Below are 19145 nucleotides of genomic sequence, written 5' to 3'. Positions count from 1 at the left end.
GGTCACGGTGCGGGGCGGCCTTCCACGAGTCGGGCGAAGTCGCGCTCGTTGCGCTCGGCCCTGCGTACGTACCACCAGGCGGCCAGGGTGAGCGGCGGATAGGTGGCGAAGCCGAGGACCGCCCAGACGAGGGTGTTGCTGTGGACGGCCTCGAAGACCAGCGGAAGGGTGCCGGCGACGAGGGCGAGTACGCCGAAGGCGGTGAGTCCGGCGCGGAGCTGGCTGCGCATCAGGGAGCGGACGTAGGCGCCGCCGAGGGCGGTCTGCTCGTCGATCTCCGACTGGGCACGGTAGCGGGGCAGCGGACGCACCCGCCGCGGCTCCCCCGTGACCACTTCGCGCCGGGGTGTGCTCTCTGCGGACATGGGCTCGGAGTCTAGGTGGCACGGGCCTCGGCTGGGAAGGGGTGAGCCCGGGTAGGCCCAGGTCAGCGGCCGGTCTGGCGCATCAGGAGATCGCGCAGGGCCCGGGTGTGACGACGGCTGACCGCGAGCTCCGCGTCCCCGATGCGCACGCTCATGCTGCCCGCGTCGAGGCGGAGTTCGTCGATGCGGTTCAGCGCCACCAGATGGCGCCGGTGTATGCGCACGAAGCCGCGGGAACGCCAGCGCTCCTCGAGGGTGGTCAGCGGGATCCGGACGAGGTGGCTGCCCGTGGCGGTGTGCAGCCGGGCGTAGTCGCCCTGCGCCTCGGCGTACGCGATGTCCTCGACGGGCACGAAGCGGATCACCCCGCCCAGTTCGACCGGGATCTGGTCGGCGGCGGCGTCGTGGACGGGCGCGGAGCGCTCGCCGACCTGTTCGGCGACGCGGCGGACGGCCTCGGCCAGGCGCTCGCGGCGTACGGGCTTGAGCACGTAGTCGACGGCCTTGAGGTCGAAGGCGTGCACGGCGAAGCCTTCGTGGGCGGTGACGAAGACGATGAGCGGGGGTGCGGCGAAACCTGCCAGGAGCTGGGCCACGTCGAGTCCGGTGAGGCCGGCCATGTGGATGTCCAGGAAGACGACGTCGATGGCCGAGGGGTCCTCGGGCCCTGCATCGACGGCACTGCCGATGCGGCGCAGCGCCTCGGTCGCACCGGTGGCACCCTCGGCGCTCCGGATGCGGGGGTCGGCGCGCAGGAGGTAGAGGAGTTCCTCCAGGGCGGGTGCTTCGTCGTCGACGGCGAGTACGCGCAGCATGAGGCCGGAGTTTAGACCGACCGGCACCTGGGGGGCGGCGTCGCGGGGGCACACCTTCTTCCGCCCCCGTGTGCCGGCCGTTCTCGGGCGGGTCGGTCGCTGGGTGTGTAGCTGCGTTGCGGCATGAGTGATTTACGGGTCCGCTGCGTACGTGTGGGCATGCGCATCCTCGAACCCCATCGCGACGTCGGAGCCTACGTGCTCGGCGTGCTCGGTGCTGCCGATGCCTTCCGTTTCGAGGAGCACCTGACGGAGTGTTCCGCCTGCGGGGTCCAGGTGCGCGAGTTCGGGGAGGTGGCGGCTCAGCTCGCGGTGTACGTGCGCCGGACACCGGCCGGGGTCGCTCCGGTGGCCGATGCCGGGCCGGAACTCCTGCACCGGATCGTCGCGGTGGCGAGGGCCGGACGCCGCACGTCCCGAAGACGGCGCCTGGCCCTGGTGGCGGCGGCCGTGGTCCTCGGCGTCGGCGGGCCGGCGGCCGTGGCGGGCCTGTACGACGGCTCGTCGCCCGGTCCGGTGGCGGCCGAGCGGTGGGCGGGAGGGGACCGGGGCTCCGGGGTGAGTGCGGTGGTGACGACCGGTGAGAGGGAGTGGGGCTCGGACGTCGGGCTGGAGGTGGCGCGGGCCCCGGCGGCGGGGTCGTGCGCGCTGGTCGCCGTGGGGCGGGACGGCAGCAAACAGACGGTGAGCACCTGGTCGGGTACGGGTACAGGGCCGGGCGAGGAGCCGGCGGTGGTCCGAGGGGGCGCCGCGCTGCGGCCCGCCGAGATCGACCACTTCGAGGTCTGGTCGTCGGACGGGCAGTGGCTGGCGACGGTGACCCGCTGACGGCCGGCTATTTGAGCAGGCGGGACATGCGCCGGTCGGCGAGGGGCTTGCCACCGGTCTGACAGGTGGGGCAGTACTGCAGCGAGGAGTCGCTGAACGACACCTCCAGCACGGTGTCACCGCAGACGGGGCACGGCTGACCCGTACGCCCGTGGACGCGCATGTTGCTCTTCTTCTCGGCCTTGAGCCTCCCGGCGGCGACGCCCCGGGAACGTTCGACGGCTTCCTGGAGGGTGGTGCGCATCGCCGTGTACAGATGGCTGATGTCGGCGTCGCCGAGGCTCGTGGTGAGCTTGAACGGGGACATCTTCGCGACGTGCAGGATCTCGTCGCTGTAGGCGTTGCCGATGCCCGCGATCAGGGACTGGTCGCGCAGGGCTCCCTTGAGCTGTCGCCGTTCCCCGCCGAGCAGCCGGGCGAACGCGTCCCGGTCGAAGGAGTCGGCCAGCGGATCGGGCCCGAGGCGTGCGACGCCCGGTACGTCCGCCGGGTCGCGAACCAGGTGGACCGCGAGGCGCTTGGTGGTGCCCATCTCCGTCAGGTCGAACCCGTCGCCGCCGGCGAGGATCAGGCGCAGGGCCAGGGGGCCCTTGCCCGGCCGGGGCGGCGTGGCGGGGAAGCTGTCCTTCCACTGGAGCCAGCCGGCCCGGGCGAGGTGGGTCAGCAGATGGAGCGGCCCTGCCGTGATGTCCAGGAATTTCCCGTGCCTGGCCACGGAGGTCACGGTCGCCCCCTCCAGGGCGGTGAGCGGCGGGTCGTACGTCTTGAGAACGCTGATCGCGAGAGGCAGGACGCGGGCGATCTCCTTGCCGACCAGGTGGTCGACGAGGAAGTCCCGCAGTGCTTCGACTTCGGGCAGTTCGGGCATGACACCAGCCTGCCGCAGCGGACCGGCCGATGCCCGCGAAGTGGCGCGGCGCGCCTTCAGCCGGCCGCTTCCCCCAGGCCGTAGACGCGGTGTGCGGTGGCGGCGAAGACCGAGCGCTGTTCGTCGTCGCCGAGACCGCCGGTCAGGACGCGGGCCGCGTCGACGACCTCGGCGTACGACGCGGCGAGCCGGCACACGGGCCAGTCGGATCCGAACATCAGCCGGTCGGGTCCGAACGCGGCGATGACCGTGTCGGCGTACGGGCGCAGGTCCTCGACCGTCCAGGAGCGCGGGTCGGCCTCGGTGACCAGGCCCGAGAGCTTGCACACGGTGTTGGGCAGCGCGGCCAGCGCCCGGAGCCCGTCCGCCCACGGGTGCGTGCGCCGCAGTGCCACGGGCGGTTTGCCCGCGTGGTCGAGTACGAAGGTGAGTCCGGGCAGCCGGGCGGCGGCCCGGACGGCGGCGGGCAGTTGATGAGGCAGGACGATCAGGTCGTAGACGAGTCCGGCCTCCGCGACGGCCTCGAGTCCACGAAGGACGTCGGGGCGCAGCAGCCACTCGGGGTCGGGTTCACCCTGGACCTGGTGACGGATTCCGACGAGCAGGTCGCCGCCGGGCAGGGCGCGCAGGGCGGCGAGCGCGTCGGCGACGTCCGGTGCGGTGAGGTCGGTCCACCCGACGACGCCCGCGACGAGTCCGCTGCCGGCGGCGAGTTCGAGGAACTCGGGGGTCTCCTCCGCGACGGTGACGGTCTGGACGAGGACGGTGGCCCGTACACCTGCGGCGCGCGCCTCGGGCTCCAGGTCGGCGAGGGTGAAGGTGCGGCGGATCGGGGCGAGTTCCTCACCGGTGATCCAGTCCTGGTCCCGTACGGCGAGGTCCCAGACGTGATGGTGGGCGTCGATGATCCCTGAGGGCGGTGTCATGCCCGGTCCTCGCTCAGCAGCCCTTCGGCGCGCGGGTCGTCCCGGGCCGCGTGGACGGCTGCGGCAGCCTGGGCGGGATCGACCTCGGTGAAGTGGCCCATGGCCGCCGCCCCGAAGGACAGCTCGGTACTCTCGACCGCGCTGGGTCCGAGCCTGATGCGCCGCATGCCTCTGCCGCCCTTGCCGATGATCGCCGGTGCACTGCACTGCGAATATTCATCGGATCACTTGGCGCACGTCAACCCCCAGTACGGCTCCGGAAGACCTTTTCCCTTCAAGTTGTCCGATCTATCTACGGTGGACAGGCCCTCGGAACCCGTGAAGCCCTAGGACGGGGCAGGCACGACGGGCACGACCAGGGACTGCAGTTCCGCCAGCTCGTCCTGGACTGCCGCCGCCAGCCGGTCGAGGTCGGGCAGCGCCTTGCCGTCGGCCACCAGTCCGACCTGCACCCGTCCGCCGTACGTGGACAGGGCGACGGCGAGTGACTGCCCGCGGGCCAGGGGGGCCATCGGGTAGACGGCGCTCAGCGGGCAGCCGCCGAGCGAGAGCGCCGAGCGGGGCAGGGGCACGCTGGTGACCAGGACGTCGAAGAGCATCCGTGCCGCGTTCCCGGCCAGCGGAGCACCGAACCGGTGGGCCAGGGCGGGCAGCTGGTCGGCGAGCACCGCCACCGCGCCCGCACCGCGCATCGGGCCCGCCGCCTTGTTGCGGTCCATCCCGCTGCGGACCAGACGCAGCCGCTCACGGCCCCGCGGTTCCCCGACCGGGAGGCCGAGCAGGTAGGCGGAGAGACGGTTGCCGGTGGCCGCACCGTGCGGCCGGCGCCGGGAGACGGGAACCAGCGCGCGCGGGTCGGCGTCGGGGAGCTGCTCGCCGCGTTCGAGCATCCAGCGGCGCAGCGCCCCGGCGACCACCGCGAGCAGGACGTCGTTGGCCGTGCCGCCCTCGGCCCGGCGGATCCGCTGGACCGTCTCGGCGTCGAGCTCTGCGGTGGCCAGGCGGCGGGTGCCGCTGGAGCTCGCCGTCAGGACGGTCGAGCCGCGCATGTCGAGGCGGCTGGCCCGTACGACCGAGGCACCGACCCCCAGCGCCCGCCGGACCTCCCCGATGCGGTCCAGTGCAGCGCCCGCCACCTTGTGCGGGCCGGGCAGCCAGGAGCGCGGGGGAACCGGTGTCCTGCGGCGCGCCGCGCCGCGCCCCGTTCCGGCGGCGGCGATCTGGTCGAAGATCCCGGCGCCGATGGCGACGGCCCGCATCCCGTCGGCGAGGGCGTGGTGCAGTTTCACCAGGACGGCGAACGGGCCGCCGCCCGCGCCGCTCAGGAGGTACATCTGCCAGGGCGGCAGGCCGCGTTCGAGCGGCTGCTCCATGAGCTCGCCCGCCAGCCGGGTCGCCTCGTCCATGAAGTCGCCCTCCGCCAGGACCACCCGCCGGACGTGCCGGTGCACATCGAAGTCCTTGTCGGTGAACCAGGCAGCCCCGCCCACGGGCAGCAGGACGTCCCGCACCCTCATGCGGAGGCGCGGAATCGCGGCAGCGCGCTCCCCCAGCAATGCCAGCAGGTCCTGCGGACCCACTCCGGGCGCCGGCGAGAAGACGGCGAGCGCGCCGAGGTGCATCGGGTGGGCATCGGATTCGAGGTGCCAGAAAGCCAGATCAAGCGGTGCAAGGAGCTCGGTACTCAACGGGGCCTCGTGTCATCGACAGCAGGACTGCAGGATCGCAGTCAATCGCTGGTGATCGGTTACGGTCAAGCATGGGCGTGTTACGTACTGTTACATCCTCGCGTCGCTGCGGTCCTCGCGCTACCCGCGCTCCGGGATGACGAACTCGCACCACACGCATTTGCCGTTGCCGCGGGACTCCACACCCCACACGTCGGACAGCCGGTCGACGAGCATCAGCCCTCGGCCGGAGACCCCCGACTCCCCCGCGTCCCTGCGTCGCGGCAGGGCGCTGGACCGGTCCTCCACATCGACCCTGAGACGCCGTTCGGGGCCGGTGAGCACCCGGATGGTGACGATCGCGCCGCCGTCGGTGTGCATCAGCGCGTTGGTGATCAGCTCGTCGGCGGCCAGCTCGACCTCGTCCGCCCGGCCCTTCGCCCCCCAGGCGCGCACCGCCGCCCGGATCATGTGGCGGGAGGAGCTCAGCGCCTCCGGGTCGTTCTGCGCGACGTGCTGCTGGAGCCTTCCGCCCGGGTGGGGCGCGTGCGCGGCCCTGCGGCGCAGAAGCAGCATCGCGACGTCGTCCTCGCCGCCCCGTTCGTCGACGACGTCGCAGAGCCGGTCGGCCAGCTGCTGGATGTCCTGCGGACCGTTGTGGACCGTGGAGGCCAGCAGTTGCATGCCCTCGTCGAGGTCGGCCCCGGGCAGCTCGACGAGTCCGTCGGTGTACATCAGCAGCGTCTGGCCGGGGTCGAGCTCGACGGTGCTGACCGGGTACTCCAGACGGCCGAACTCCGCCGAGAGCCCCAGCGGCAGGCCGCCTTCCGCGGGCAGCCTGCGGCAGCTGCCGTCGACGTCGCGTACGAGCGGATCGACGTGGCCCGCCCTGACCAGTTGCACCACCCCGGTGCTCAGGTCGATCTCGGCGTAACTGCAGGTGGCGAAGCGGTCGGTGTCGAGCTCATGGAGGAAGACGGAGGCCCGCGCCATCACCGTGGCGGGGCTGTGCCCCTCGGCGGCGTAGGCGCGCAGCACGATGCGGAGCTGCCCCATGACCGCGGCGGCGTGCGTGTCGTGCCCCTGTACGTCGCCGATGACGGCGCCGACCCGGCCGCCGGGCAGCGAGATGACGTCGTACCAGTCGCCGCCGATGTCCCGGCCGAGCCGCGCGGAGCGGTAGCGGACGGCGACCTGCGCTCCGGGGACATCGGGGATCCGGCGCGGGAGCATCGCCTGCTGGAGACCCTCGGCGAGATCGTGCTCCTGCTCGTAGAGCATGGCCCGCTGCAGGCTCTGGGCGATCGAGCTCCCGAGCGCCACCAGCAGGTTCCGCTCATCGGCCGTGAAGCCCGCCTTGTTGCCGTAGAGGAGGCCGAGTGCGCCGATCGGGCGGGCCTGGGCGATGAGCGGCATATAGGCGGCGGCGGTGATGCCGAGGTGGCTGATGTGGGGCCAGAGGATCGGGTAGGAGGTGGCGAAGTCCTCGGCGGACTCGATGAAGCGGGGCGCGAGGGTGCGGATCACCTCGCTCATCGGGTACGGCTCGTCCGTCCGGGTGTACCGCGTGCCGGGCACATAGGCTCCCTCGGGCCCGTCGGCCACGAGGTGGATGCGCCCGGACTCCAGGAGGCCCATGACGAGGCTGGTGGCACCGAGGTTGGCCAGGCCCTGGGAGTTCTTCAGGACGTCGGTGACGTCCTTGACGGTCCGGGCGTGGGCCAGTGCGGCCGTCGTCCCTTCCACCAGACTGGTCCGGCGCCGCCGCTCCTGGTCCACCTCCCGGCGGGCGGTGGAATCGGCCAGCTCCTGGGTGGCGTCGCGCACGATGCCGATGATGCGCCGCGGCCTGCCGGTGCCGTCCCGGCGGATGAAGCCCTGGGTGTGGGTCCAGCGCAGTGTGCCGTCGCGCCGCATGACGCGGAAGTACGCGCCGTAATTGCTGCGCCCGCTCTTGAGCGCCTGCGAGACCATGCCGTCGAGCCTGATGGCCTCGTCGGTGGGAACGCGTGGAGCGAGCGAGGCGGGACGGTCGTCGTACTCGTCGGGGCGCAGGTCGAACACGTCGAGAGCGGGCTGGTCCATGTGCATGAGGCCGCTGTCGAGATCCCAGTCGAAGCTGCCCATTCGGTTCAGGGCGAGGCTGAGGTCCGGGTGGGCGGGCCAGTCGTCCGGGAGTGACAGGGCACCCGCTACCCGATCATCCATGTGCGCCACTCTGCCATTATTTGTCCGATTCCTCGACCGAACCGTCCATCTTGAACACGTTCAAGAAATGGCCTACTCTCAGCACGACAGCAATTGAACACGTTCAATGTTGCGCGAAGTCGGGGGTGGACGCGATGTCCGTGCTGGTCGGTCTCATCGTGATGCTGGGAATGCTGGTGATCGTGCCGGCGGGCCTGAAACTCGTAGGCGACCCTGCATTCGACCGGATGCGGCGCCTGTGGCCGCTCTTCGCGCTGCCCGGCGCCGTTGCCCTGTGGCTGCCGCGCGGGACCACCGCCACCGCACTCGCCTGCTGCTACGCCCTGGGAGCCCTGCTCCTGGCGGCGCACGCACCGTGGCGGCTGGCCCGCACCCGCAGCGTCCGCCCCGCGGAGATCGCCCTGCTCACCGCGCTGGTCACCCCCTCGGTCGCCGCACTCGCCCTGGTCGCGGAGCGTGCGGGCCACGAACTGTTCGGCTTCGGGCTCGGCATCCTGGCGCTGACCGTCCCGCACTTCCACTTCGCCGGCTTCGCCGCGGCCCTGGTCGCGGGTCTCGTCTGCCGGGGCGATGACGGGCCGGCGGGCCGCTTCGCCGCCCTGAGCGTGCCCCTGGGAACCCTGCTCGTCCTCGGCGGCTACTTCGTCGGCGACTGGGCGGAACTGGCAGGTGCCGTGGTGCTGACCGCCGGGATGTGGGCGGTCGCCCTTCTGACCTGGCGCACCGCGCGCGGCGGCCGGGACCGCGTGACCCGCGCCCTTCTCGCCACATCGGCCGCCGTACTCGTGGCGACCATGGTGCTCGCGCTGAGCTGGGCGCTCGGCGAGGCCACCGGACTGCCCCACCCCACCCTGACGTGGATGGCCGCCACCCATGGACTGGGCAACGCACTGGGCTTCGCCCTCTGCTCGCTGCTCGCCTGGCGCCGCATCCAGGACCGCACCCACCCGGAAGGCAGGACCGCATGACCACTCTGACGTACCCCGAGGTCGGAGCCACCCGCCTGGGGCCGCTCCCGCAGGGCTACCACCACCTGCACCACCGGACCGCCGTGGGCCGCGGCCGGGCCGACTTCGAGGCCGCGGGCGCCGCCGTCACCGAGTGGCGGATGCACCGCGGGGCCGGAACGCGGGTGAACGCCTCCGCCGAGCGGGCGGCCGAAGGAGACGGCGTCGCGATGTCGCTGGGCACAGGGCCCTTCCGCGTCACCGCGCACTGCGAGGTCGTCTGGACCGCGTACGAGCAGGAGCGCATCGGCTTCGGCTACGGCACCACGGCCCGGCACCCGGAACGGGGCGAGGAGTGCTTCGTGGTGGACCTGGCGGACGACGGGACGGTGTGGTTCACCGTCATGGCCTTCTCGCGACCCGCCTCCTGGTACGCCCGGCTCGCCGGCCCCCTCGTGCCGGTGTTCCAGCGGTTGTACGCGCGCCGGCTGGGCAACACGCTGCGCCGGAGCGTGCTCGCGGGCCGATGAGCCGATACTGGAAGCGATGGAGTGGTTCACCGCAGACGGGTACTGGCTCAGCCGGCTGGTCTTCCAGCGGGCCCTCGCCGCCGTCTACCTGGTCGCCTTCCTGTCGGCGGTCCTCCAGTTCCGGGCGCTGATCGGGGCACGGGGCATGCTCCCCGTGCCCGAGCTGCTACGGCGCACTCCCTGGCGGGTCGCGCCCGGCCTTTTCCGTCTCCACTACTCCGACCGCTTCTTCGCGGTCGTCGCCTGGACGGGCTGCGCGGTCTCGCTCGCCCTCCTCGCGGGCCTGGACGGGTTCCTTCCGCTGTGGGCGGCCATGGCCCTGTGGGCGGCGCCCTGGGTGCTGTACCTGTCGATCGTCCAGGTCGGGCAGGTCTGGTACGGCTTCGGCTGGGAGTCGCTGCTGCTGGAGACGGGCTTCCTCGCGGTGTTCCTCGGGAACGCGGACCACGCGGCCCCGGTCCTGCTGCTGTGGCTGCTGCGCTGGCTGCTCTTCCGGGTGGAATTCGGCGCCGGCCTCATCAAGATCCGGGGCGACGAGTGCTGGCGACGTCTGACCTGTCTGGATTTCCATCACGAGACGCAGCCGATGCCGGGGCCGCTGAGCTGGTTCTTCCACCACTTGCCGAAGCCCGCCCACCGGGTCGAGGTGGCCGCCAACCACGTCACCCAGCTCGTGGTGCCCTTCCTGCTGTTCACCCCGCAGCCCGTGGCGAGCATCGCCGCGGGCCTCATGGTGGTCACCCAGCTGTGGCTGGTGCTGTCGGGGAACTTCGCGTGGCTGAACTGGCTGACGATCACCCTCGCCCTCGCCGCGATCGACTGGTCCCCGGTCGCGGGCCCGCCACCCGAGCAGTCCGCGCCACCCCTCTGGTACGAGGTCGTGGTCATGGCGGTGACGGCCCTCGTCCTGGTGCTCAGCTACCACCCGGCACGCAATCTCCTCTCCCGCCGCCAGGTCATGAACCGGTCCTTCGACCCGCTCCACCTGGTCAACACCTACGGAGCGTTCGGGAGCATCAGCAGGATGCGGCTGGAGGTCGTGGTCGAGGGGACCGACGAGGCGGTGATCCACGAAGGCACCCACTGGCAGGAGTACGGCTTCCGCGGGAAGCCGGGCGACCCGCACCGGATGCCGCGCCAGTTCGCCCCGTACCATCTGCGCCTCGACTGGATGATGTGGTTCGCCGCGCTCTCCCCCGCGTACGCCGGGTCCTGGTTCGGGCCGTTCGTCGAACGGCTGCTGCAGGGCGACCGGGACACCCTGCGGCTGCTGCGCCACAACCCCTTCCCCGGCACCCCGCCCGCGCATGTCCGCGCGCGGGTCTTCCACTACCGGTACACGGACCTGCGGGAGTTGCGCGCCACCGGATGCTGGTGGCGGCGGACCTACGTGCGGGACTTCATGCGGCCCGTCGCCGGACCCGTACCGCTGCGGCCCCGTGGGCGGCCATGAGAATGCCCCGGCCCCCGCGGGTTCCGATGCGGGGGGCCGGGGCTCAGCTCTGTACGACGGTGTGGCGCGAGCGGTCAGTCGATGCCGGGCAGGATGTGCGGCTCGGCGAGATCGTCCTCGTAACCGGCCAGCCGGATCGGCGCCGACCTGGCCCAGACCTCGATGTTCCGGAGCTTCTCGGGCCGATGGGCCCGCGCTCCGGTCCGTTCGGCGGGGCGCTGCTCGCTCTTCGTCATTTCAGGTGTCACCGCGGACTCCTTTGTGTCGCGTAACCCCGGGCGGTGGCGACGCTGCGGTGTGAGAACCGTGTATCGACCGCCCTCTGCGGGGCAGGGGCAGAAACAGTTCGGTCGCGGTGGCGCCGGTACGGGGCGGGACGGCGGCCTGCTTACAGACCTGTCCCAGGACGGCCGAGGAAGTTTTGTGGATCCCTTGGTGGCGTCCGTTCAATTCAGAGTAACCAAATGAGCGCGATCCCGCTCGACAGAACGTGTGGCCTGGGTCACTTTCAGCCAACGGGGGTCACCACTTGTTCCCCAGGAATCACACAGCGGGACAAAAGCGGCGGCGGCCCATGAGGAGGGGCCGCCGCCGTTCTCGCTGTCCTGCCTGGTCCGTGCGGGCAGGTGGGTGAGGTCACCAGCCCGCGGGCGCGTAATCCTTCAGGAAGCAGCCGTAGAGCTCCTCGCCCTCTTCGCCGCGCACGATCGGGTCGTAGACCCGGGCGGCGCCGTCGATGAGGTCGAGCGGGGCGTGGAAGCCCTCCTCGGCGAGGCGGATCTTGTCGGGGTGCGGGCGCTCGTCGGTGATCCAGCCCGTGTCGACAGCCGTCATGAGGATGCGGTCCTTCTCGAACATCTCCTGGGCGCTGGTGCGCGTGAGCATGTTCAGAGCGGCCTTCGCCATGTTGGTGTGCGGGTGGCCCGCACCCTTGTACCCACGGCTGAAGACGCCCTCCATCGCGGACACGTTCACCACGTAGGCGCGCTTCGTCGCCGCGGCCATCGCCGGGCGGAGCCGGCTGATCAGGATGAACGGCGCCGTCGAGTTGCAGAGCTGCACCTCGAGGAGTTCGATCGGCTCGACCTCCTCGACCGTCTGGATCCAGCTGTTGGTGTCGTGCAGGTCGGGCACGAGGCCGCCCGCGTCGATCGCGGTGCCCGCGGCGATGCGGGCGGGCGAGGCGGATCCGGTGACCAGGGCGAGATCGGTGACGTCCTGGGCGCTCAGGCCCTCGCCCTGCTTACGTGCGGCGGGGAGCGCGGCGACGCGGTCGACCGTGCCGCTGCCGAAGGTACCGATGACCTGCGCCGCGGGGAGCTCGCCCGCGGGCAGCGGGGCGGACTCCGCACTCAGCAGCTCGCTGTAGGCCTGCGGGGAGCGGCGCACCGTCTGCGCGGCGTTGTTGATCAGGATGTCCAGCGGGCCCTCGGCGGCGACGGAGTCGGCGAGGGCGACGACCTGCGCAGGGTCGCGCAGGTCGATCCCGACGATCTTCAGCCGGTGGATCCACTCGTCGCTGTCCGGCATCGCCTTGAAGCGGCGGATCGCGTCGCTGGGGAAGCGGGTGGTGATGGTGGTGTGTGCGCCGTCGCGCAGCAGCCGCAGCGCGATGTACATGCCGATCTTGGCCCGGCCGCCGGTGAGCAGCGCCCGGCGCCCGGTGAGGTCGGTACGGGCGTCACGCCGGGCCCGGTTCTCCGCGGCGCACTTCTGGCAGAGCTGGTGGTAGAACGCGTCCACCTCGACGTACCGGGTCTTGCAGATGTAGCAGGACCTGGGGCGCTGCAGTATGCCCGCGATCTCGGCGGTGGCCGAGGACGACGGGAGCACGCCCTGCGTCTCGTCGTCGATGCGCTCGGCGGAGCCGGTCGCGGTGGCCTCGGTGACTGCCTTGTCGTGCGCGGTCTTGGCGGCCCGGCGCTCCTGGCGCCGGCGCTGCTTCACCGTCCGGTAGATACCGGCGGTGGCCCGGCGTACGGCGATGGCGTCCGGGTGGTCGACCTCGATGGTGTCCAGCTCGTCGAGCACACTCAGGCAGACGGCCAGCCGCTCCGGGTCGATACCGGGACCGAACTCGTCGATACCGGGAGCGAACTCCTGGCTGTCCTGTGTCACCGTCATTGCCGTTCCTCTGTTACTCGTCACTCGCGCCGCTGCCGGGCTTCGGTGGGGAGGAGGTCCGGCCGGGAGCCGGCGGGGGCCGGCGCGCTACGGGCCGAATGCCCCGGTCAAGTCTGCCATGAGTCGGGCGCTGCTCCGTTCGGGTCGGCCACCCACGCCTCCCTACTTCTCCTCGACGGAGAGCGGGGTGGCGATGTCCTCGAGGGACTTCTGCGCGGCGGGGACCGCGAAGAAGAGCGCGACCAGGCCGGCGGCCACCATCAGACCGGCGCCGATGGAGAAGGCCAGGGCTGTGTCGCCGACCACGCCGCTGGACGTGAGGTCCGCGAAGACGAGGGGCCCCGTGATGCCTCCGGCCGCGGTGCCCACGGCGTAGAAGAAGGCGATGGCCATGGCCCTCGTCTCCATCGGGAAGACCTCGCTGACGGTCAGGTAGGCGGAGCTGGCGCCCGCGGAGGCGAAGAAGAGGACCAGGCACCAGCAGCCGGTCATGGTGGCGGCGTTGAGCGAGCCCGCGTCGAAGAGCCAGGCGGTGGCGAAGAGCAGCACCCCGGAGAGGATGTAGGTACCCGCGATCATCGGCTTGCGCCCCAACGTGTCGAAGAGCCGGCCGAGGAAGAGCGGTCCCAGGAAGTTGCAGAACGCGATGACGGCGAAGTAGTAGCCGGTGGACCCGCTGGAGACGTCGAAGAAGGTCACCAGGATCGAGCCGAATCCGAAGGTGATCGCGTTGTAGAGGAAGGCCTGGCCGATGAAGAGAGCCAGCCCGAGAACCGCCCGCTTGGGATAGGAGCGGAAGACGGTGCGGGCGATCAGGCCGAACCCGACGCCCTTTCGCTGGCGCACGGTGATCGTCCGGTCGGCGCGCGGCAGAGGGCGGCCGGTCTCCTTCTCGACCTCCCGCTCCACCCCGTCGACGAGCCGTTCCGCCTCCTCGTCGTGCCCGTGGATGAACATCCAGCGCGGGCTCTCCGGTACGTGGCGGCGCACCAGGAGGATGACGAGCCCGAGGACCACGCCCAGCGCGAAGGTGAGCCGCCAGCCGATGTCCTTGGGGAAGATGTCGGTGTTCAGCGCGAGGACGGAGAGCAGGGAGCCCGCCACCGCCCCGAGCCAGAAGCTGCCGTTGATGATGAGGTCGACACGGCCCCGGTACTTGCTGGGGATCAGCTCGTCGATGGCCGAGTTGATCGCCGCGTACTCCCCGCCGATTCCGAAGCCGGTCAGGAACCGGAAGAGGAAGAACCACCAGGCGGAGAAGGAGATCGCGGTGAGCGCGGTGGCGCCCAGATAGACGGCGAGCGTGATCATGAAGAGCTTCTTGCGCCCGAAGCGGTCGGTCAGCCACCCGAAGACCAGCGCACCGGAGCACGCGCCCGCCACGTACAGTGCGGCGGCGATGCCGGTGACCTGGGCATCGGTGATGGCCAGTCCGCTGCCGTCCTCGGACAGCCGGCTGGCGATGTTGCCGACGACCGTGACCTCGAGACCGTCGAGGATCCAGACGGTCCCGAGGCCGATCACGATCATCCAGTGCCAGCGCGACCAGGGGAGCCGGTCCAGTCGGGCCGGGATCCTGGTCGTGACGGTCGCCCCACCAGCCGTACCGGTGTCGCTCATGGGCCCCTCCTCTGTCTCCGGAACACCACAGGTGCCCGGAATGAGGCGCGGCTCACACACCGCCCGAGAACTCGCTTGCGAAATCCCCCTGAAACGCCACAGATCGGTACACCTGATGGCGGCATTCGCCTCGGACCGCCGCCGGCGAAAAAGAATCTCGGGACTCGGTGGCATCAATTCCGGATACCGGGGCAAGCGACCGTCACCACACCGGATCCAGGGGAGGGCGACACCATGACGGCCATGTCAGTGCGAACCACCGAGGCAGTCGGCACAGCCACGGCGCGGTACGACGAGGCCGGCACGGGATTCGAGGGGTCCTCGCTGCCGCAGATCAAGGACACGGGAAAGGTCGCGCCCCAGGACGCGCGGGCCATGTCGAAGATCTTCTTCGACCGGCTCCAGGTCCTCGAGGAAGGCACCCACGAGTACCAGTACGCGCGCAACACGCTGATCGAGATGAATCTCTCGCTGGTGCGCTTCGCCGCCTCGCGGTTCCGCAACCGGGGCGGGGACGACACCGAGGACATCGTCCAGGTGGGCACGATCGGCCTGATCAAGGCGATCGACCGGTTCGACCTCTCGCGCGAGGTCGAGTTCGCCACCTTCGCGGTGCCGTACATCGTCGGTGAGATCAAGCGGTTCTTCCGCGACACGACCTGGTCGGTCCACGTTCCGCGCCGGCTCCAGGAGCTGCGCGTCGAGCTCGCCAAGGCCAAGGAGCACCTGTCCGCCGAGCTCGACCGCGACCCCACGGTGCGGGAGCTCGCCGCTCATCTGGATCTCCCCGAGGAGGAGATCATCGAGGGGCTGGTCGCGGCGAACGGCTACTCGGCGGGCTCGCTGGACACCCCGAGCGCCGACAGCGACTCCGGCAACGACCAGCGTTCGTACGCCGATCTCCTCGGTGAGGACGACCCCGCCATGGAGAGTGTCGAGAACCTGCAGACGCTGGCCCCGCTGCTCGATCAGCTGGACGAGCGGGAGCGGAAGATCGTCCAGATGCGCTTCGGCCAGGAGATGACGCAGTCCCAGATCGGTGCGGAGCTCGGCGTCTCCCAGATGCACGTGTCGCGCCTGCTCAGCAGGATCGTGCAGCGACTGCGTACAGGTATGTGCGTCGAGGCCTGAGAAACGAGCACACTCTGTGACCGATGCCCGGCTGACCAGCCGGGCATCGGTCACATATGCTTCCAGGCGTTACGGCACGGGTCGCCCCCTGCCGTCCGTCGAGGGGGTGGAGCGTGGCCGATCTGCCGCTGGGCACCTCTGCACGTGCGAAGGAGCCCACCGGGATCCCCGCACAGCAGGGCGTCACCGTCGCCGCCGCGTCCGTCTGGGACGCCCGCGCGGCCGCCATTCTCCTGGTCGAGGACGATTCCGGGGACGCTCTGCTCGTCGAGGAGCTGCTGGCCGACAGTGAGCTGGACTCCTCGTTCACCTGGTGCAAGTCACTGGCCGAGGCACGGCTCTTCCTCCGGTCCTGCCGCACTCCTGTCTGTGTCCTGCTGGATCTGCATCTGCCCGATGTGCACGGCCTCGACGCCGTCAGGCAGCTCGTCGAGTCGGCACCGGATGCCGCCATCGTCGTCACCACGGGTCTGGCCGAGGCCGAGACCGGACTGTCCGCCGTGGCGCACGGTGCCCAGGACTACCTGGTCAAGGGCAGGATCGATCCCGAGGCGCTGGGCCGCGCGGTCCGCTACGCACTCCAGCGCAAGCAGGCCGAGCGATCCGCGTCCGCGATGCGGGCGAGCCAGCTGATAGCGCAGGAGAACGCCCGGCTGGAACGCGCGCTGCTGCCCATCCCGCTGCTGAGCGACGACAGTTTCGGCGTGGCCGCACGCTACGAGGCGGGGCGCGCCCACGGGCTGCTGAGCGGCGACTTCTACGACGTGATCCAGACCGCCGACGGCGCGGTGCACGCCGTGATCGGCGATGTGTCGGGGCACGGGGCCGCGGAGGCCGCGCTGGGTGTCTGTCTGCGGGTGGCCTGGCGCACCGCCGTACTGACCGGGGTCACCCAGCTCGAGAAGATCGGGCTCCTGGAGCAGATACTCGTCGCCGAGCGGTCCGACCCCCATGTCTTCGCCACCGTCACCGCGCTCGTCTTCCCGCCGGGCCGGGACCGGGTGCGGATCGCGCGGGCCGGTCACCCCGGCCTGCTGCTGCGTCGCGGTACGGACGTCAGCTGGGTGGAACCCCAGGCCGGCATGGCGTTGGGACTCCTGCCCGGGGTCGGCCGCTGGACCGTCACGGAGCTGGACCTCTTCCCGGACAGCGAACTCGTCCTGTTCACCGACGGCCTGTTCGAGGGACGCACGGGGCCGCAGTCCCGCCTCGGCGAGGAAGGGCTGCTGGCCATGGCCCGTCGGCACGGGGCCCTGCCGGCCCGGGCCTTCGTCGACGCCCTCGTCGCCGAGGCCACCGAGAGCGCCTCGCCGTACGGGGGGCTCGCCGACGATGTCGCCGTCCTGCACCTGGGCTGGCGAGCGGACTCGTGACGAAGGACGGCAGCACGGCCGGGACGAAGCGGCCGGGCCGGTTCGCACGGCTGTCGGTGCAGAACTGGGTCCATCTGATCCTGGCCGGCTTCGTGCTGATGGTCTGCGGGTGCCTGGTCGTCGGCGGCCTCGTCCTCTCCCGCATATCCGACCGGACCACGGAGCTGGTGGACCGTATCCAGCCCGCCCGCTCCTGGTCGTACCAGTTGCAGAACTCCCTTCTGGACCAGGAGACCGGGGTGCGCGGCTTCGCGCTCACCGGAGACGCGTCGTTCCTGGAGCCCTACGAGGCGGGTGTGCGGGCCGAACGGCAGAGGCTGGACCGGGTCCGCGCTCTCGTCGGGGACGAACAGCCCTTCGCCGGGGACCTGGACCGGATCGAGAAGGCCTCCCGGCAGTGGCGCCTGCTCCGGGCCGAGCCGCTCATCGCCCGTGTCCACGCGGCAGGACCCGCGGGCGAGTCCTCGGAGCCGATCCGGCAGAGCAAGGCGGAGTTCGACACGCTGCGACAGCTGTACACGGAGCAGCAGTCCCATCTGGACGTCGCCCGCGATCAGGCCCGTGCCGATCTCGGCGTGGCACGCACGACCCGGGACCGGGTGCTCCTCGCGCTGGTGATCGGCTTCGTGCTGGCCGTCGTGTCGCTCAGCCTGCTGCTGCACCGGATGGTGGGCCGGCCTCTCGACGCACTGACCGCGGCGTCGGACACGGTCCGGTCGGGCACCTTCGCCGGGAGGATCGAGGTCCGCGGTCCGTCCGACGTACGAGCGGTGGCCGCCGCGGTGGAGGACATGCGCCGCCGTCTGGTGGCGGAGCTCGCCGAGTCCCGGGAGCGGGAGACCCTGCTTGCCGAACAGGCCGAGGAGCTGCGCCGGTCCAACTCCGAACTGGAGCAGTTCGCCTACGTCGCCTCGCACGACCTGCAGGAGCCCCTGCGCAAGGTGGCCTCCTTCTGCCGGCTGCTGGAGAAGCGGTACGGCACGGAGCTGGACGAACGGGGCAAGCAGTACATCGACTTCGCGGTGGACGGCGCCGTGCGGATGCGGGTGCTCATCGAGGATCTGCTCACCTTCTCCCGGGTGGGACGGATCCACGAGAGCTGGAAGCCCGTCGATCTCGACCGCTCCCTGGACCGGGCCCTCGCCAATCTCACCCTGGCCGTCGAGGAATCGGGGGCCGTCGTCGTACGCGAGGACCGGCTGCCGGAACTGCTCGGCGACGCGACGGCGCTGACCATGGTCTGGCAGAACCTCATCGGCAACGCGGTCAAGTTCCGCCGTCCGGACGTGCCGTGCCGGATCACCGTCGGATGCGTGCGGGAGGGCGAGGACTGGCATCTGACGGTCGCGGACACCGGCATCGGGATCCCGCCGGAGTTCTCGGACAAGGTGTTCGTCATCTTCCAGCGCCTGCACGACCGTGACGCGTACGAGGGCACGGGCATCGGGCTCGCCCTCTGCCGCAAGATCGTCGAGTTCCACGGTGGCCGGATCTGGCTGGACCCGGGCACGGACGAGGGCACGCTCATCCACTTCACCCTGCCCGTCGCCCCCGAGGCGCCCACGCACACCACGGCGGAACTGCTCGCGCCCGCCCTGACCAGCCCGCAGCCGGAAGACGCACCGTGAACCGTCGGCTCGGTGCGGCAGATCGACAACTTCTCCATCAGCGTGGTACAGCCGCCCCGTCGTGCGTAAGATCTGAGAGATCTCCCGGAGTGGGATCTCTCGACGCGGGTAGACGAACGGCGAGAAGAGGTCTCCGACCTCCCCTGCGGCGCCCTGGCTGGAGCACATGAACGAACAGGCCACCTCACGGCCGGACGACCCCGTTCAGGGGGCATCGGTCACGGAGGTTCTGCTCGCCGCCGAGGTGTTCGACGGCGAACCGGGATGCATCGCGCAGGCCCGCGCCCTGGCCGACCGCTTCCTGGCGCGGCTCGCGGCGGAGTGGCTCGCGGTCCTCGGTGAGCACACCCGCAGCGATCTGATGCTGGCGGTGAGCGAGCTCGTCACCAACGCGGACCGCTACAGCCACGGCCCCTATCTGCTGGAGCTCGAGGGGAACGCGGACCGTATCAGCATCACGGTGTACGACAGCAGTACGGCGCTCCCGGTCCTCTACGCCCCCGACCCTGCCCGTCTCGGCGGTCACGGCATGGAGATCGTGGTGGCGCTCTGCGACCGGGTGACGGCCGAGCGGGTCCCTGTGGGCAAGCGCATCCGGGCCGAGTTCCAGCTCAGTACCTGACATACGGCGGCGCCCCGCCCCGGACCGGTTGGTCCGGGGC

General features: G+C 71.0%; 18 protein-coding genes. 8 read left to right on the top strand and 10 right to left on the bottom strand.

Annotated elements, in window-relative coordinates:
- Positions 1-2 precede the first annotated feature (2 nt).
- Together ACFQ6X_RS32425 and ACFQ6X_RS32420 are read right to left on the bottom strand one after the other, a co-directional pair.
- Positions 3-365 carry a hypothetical protein gene (locus ACFQ6X_RS32425; RefSeq protein ID WP_383186819.1) on the bottom strand — a complete coding sequence of 121 codons (363 nt, stop codon included), beginning with the start codon at positions 363-365 and terminating at the stop codon, positions 3-5.
- Positions 366-427: 62 nt separating this feature from the next.
- Positions 428-1180, bottom strand: coding sequence for a LytR/AlgR family response regulator transcription factor (locus ACFQ6X_RS32420; RefSeq protein WP_383186817.1), 753 nt, complete (start codon positions 1178-1180; stop codon positions 428-430).
- Between the two features lie 123 nt (positions 1181-1303).
- Between ACFQ6X_RS32420 and ACFQ6X_RS32415 the strand changes: the two genes are divergently transcribed.
- Complete coding sequence (locus tag ACFQ6X_RS32415) at positions 1304-2008, top strand: zf-HC2 domain-containing protein (protein ID WP_383186815.1); 705 nt, start codon at positions 1304-1306, stop codon at positions 2006-2008.
- Between the two features lie 7 nt (positions 2009-2015).
- Here the strand turns inward: ACFQ6X_RS32415 and ACFQ6X_RS32410 are convergent, their stop codons facing one another.
- The 5 genes from ACFQ6X_RS32410 to ACFQ6X_RS32390 all read right to left on the bottom strand — a co-directional run bounded on the left by ACFQ6X_RS32410 (position 2016) and on the right by ACFQ6X_RS32390 (position 7677).
- Positions 2016-2876: an Fpg/Nei family DNA glycosylase gene (locus ACFQ6X_RS32410; protein ID WP_383186813.1), complete on the bottom strand. Its 861-nt coding sequence runs from the start codon at positions 2874-2876 to the stop codon at positions 2016-2018.
- 56 nt (positions 2877-2932) lie between these two features.
- Positions 2933-3802, bottom strand: a complete 870-nt coding sequence (locus ACFQ6X_RS32405; protein WP_383186811.1) for an amidohydrolase family protein — start codon at positions 3800-3802, stop codon at positions 2933-2935.
- Positions 3799-3969 carry a hypothetical protein gene (locus ACFQ6X_RS32400; RefSeq protein ID WP_383186809.1) on the bottom strand — a complete coding sequence of 57 codons (171 nt, stop codon included), beginning with the start codon at positions 3967-3969 and terminating at the stop codon, positions 3799-3801. The genes ACFQ6X_RS32405 and ACFQ6X_RS32400 overlap by 4 nt, the downstream gene beginning before the upstream one ends.
- Before the next feature lie 159 nt (positions 3970-4128).
- A complete protein-coding gene (locus ACFQ6X_RS32395; RefSeq protein WP_383186807.1) occupies positions 4129-5490 on the bottom strand; it encodes a wax ester/triacylglycerol synthase family O-acyltransferase in 1362 nt (453 codons plus the stop codon).
- Between the two features lie 120 nt (positions 5491-5610).
- A complete protein-coding gene (locus ACFQ6X_RS32390) occupies positions 5611-7677 on the bottom strand; it encodes a SpoIIE family protein phosphatase (protein ID WP_383186805.1) in 2067 nt (688 codons plus the stop codon).
- 134 nt (positions 7678-7811) lie between these two features.
- On the opposite strand from ACFQ6X_RS32390, the gene ACFQ6X_RS32385 reads away from it, so the two are divergent.
- The 3 genes from ACFQ6X_RS32385 to ACFQ6X_RS32375 are packed head-to-tail and all read left to right on the top strand — an operon-like array spanning position 7812 to position 10607.
- Positions 7812-8645: a YndJ family protein gene (locus ACFQ6X_RS32385; protein WP_383186803.1), complete on the top strand. Its 834-nt coding sequence runs from the start codon at positions 7812-7814 to the stop codon at positions 8643-8645.
- On the top strand, positions 8642-9154 hold the full coding sequence (locus ACFQ6X_RS32380) for a DUF1990 family protein (RefSeq protein ID WP_383186801.1): 513 nt from the start codon (positions 8642-8644) through the stop codon (positions 9152-9154). Before ACFQ6X_RS32385 ends, ACFQ6X_RS32380 begins: the two co-directional genes overlap by 4 nt.
- Positions 9155-9170: 16 nt before the next feature.
- Positions 9171-10607: a lipase maturation factor family protein gene (locus ACFQ6X_RS32375; RefSeq protein ID WP_383186799.1), complete on the top strand. Its 1437-nt coding sequence runs from the start codon at positions 9171-9173 to the stop codon at positions 10605-10607.
- Between the two features lie 74 nt (positions 10608-10681).
- On the opposite strand, the gene ACFQ6X_RS32370 is transcribed toward ACFQ6X_RS32375, so the two are convergent.
- The 3 genes from ACFQ6X_RS32370 to ACFQ6X_RS32360 all read right to left on the bottom strand — a co-directional run bounded on the left by ACFQ6X_RS32370 (position 10682) and on the right by ACFQ6X_RS32360 (position 14351).
- On the bottom strand, positions 10682-10855 hold the full coding sequence (locus ACFQ6X_RS32370) for a hypothetical protein (RefSeq protein ID WP_329215559.1): 174 nt from the start codon (positions 10853-10855) through the stop codon (positions 10682-10684).
- A 388-nt stretch (positions 10856-11243) separates the two neighbouring features.
- Positions 11244-12731, bottom strand: coding sequence for an SDR family NAD(P)-dependent oxidoreductase (locus tag ACFQ6X_RS32365; protein WP_383186797.1), 1488 nt, complete (start codon positions 12729-12731; stop codon positions 11244-11246).
- A gap of 162 nt (positions 12732-12893) precedes the next feature.
- Positions 12894-14351, bottom strand: a complete 1458-nt coding sequence (locus ACFQ6X_RS32360; protein WP_383186795.1) for an MFS transporter — start codon at positions 14349-14351, stop codon at positions 12894-12896.
- A 234-nt stretch (positions 14352-14585) separates the two neighbouring features.
- Here ACFQ6X_RS32360 and ACFQ6X_RS32355 point away from each other — a divergent pair, with 234 nt between their 5' ends.
- The 4 genes from ACFQ6X_RS32355 to ACFQ6X_RS32340 all read left to right on the top strand — a co-directional run bounded on the left by ACFQ6X_RS32355 (position 14586) and on the right by ACFQ6X_RS32340 (position 19105).
- Positions 14586-15482 carry an RNA polymerase sigma factor SigF gene (locus ACFQ6X_RS32355; protein WP_383186793.1) on the top strand — a complete coding sequence of 299 codons (897 nt, stop codon included), beginning with the start codon at positions 14586-14588 and terminating at the stop codon, positions 15480-15482.
- Between the two features lie 113 nt (positions 15483-15595).
- The gene (locus ACFQ6X_RS32350) at positions 15596-16855 is read left to right on the top strand and encodes a PP2C family protein-serine/threonine phosphatase (protein ID WP_383186791.1); all 1260 of its coding nucleotides are present in this window, start codon (positions 15596-15598) and stop codon (positions 16853-16855) included.
- 56 nt (positions 16856-16911) lie between these two features.
- A complete protein-coding gene (locus ACFQ6X_RS32345) occupies positions 16912-18483 on the top strand; it encodes a CHASE3 domain-containing protein (protein WP_383186888.1) in 1572 nt (523 codons plus the stop codon).
- A gap of 166 nt (positions 18484-18649) precedes the next feature.
- Positions 18650-19105 carry an ATP-binding protein gene (locus ACFQ6X_RS32340; protein WP_383186789.1) on the top strand — a complete coding sequence of 152 codons (456 nt, stop codon included), beginning with the start codon at positions 18650-18652 and terminating at the stop codon, positions 19103-19105.
- The last annotated feature ends 40 nt before the right edge of the window (positions 19106-19145 follow it).

It is taken from the genome of Streptomyces sp. NPDC056452 (genome assembly GCF_042796085.1).
GTDB lineage: Bacteria > Actinomycetota > Actinomycetes > Streptomycetales > Streptomycetaceae > Streptomyces.
The sequence above is the reverse complement of the archived record's forward strand: the minus strand, read 5'-3'. Positions and strand labels throughout refer to the sequence as shown.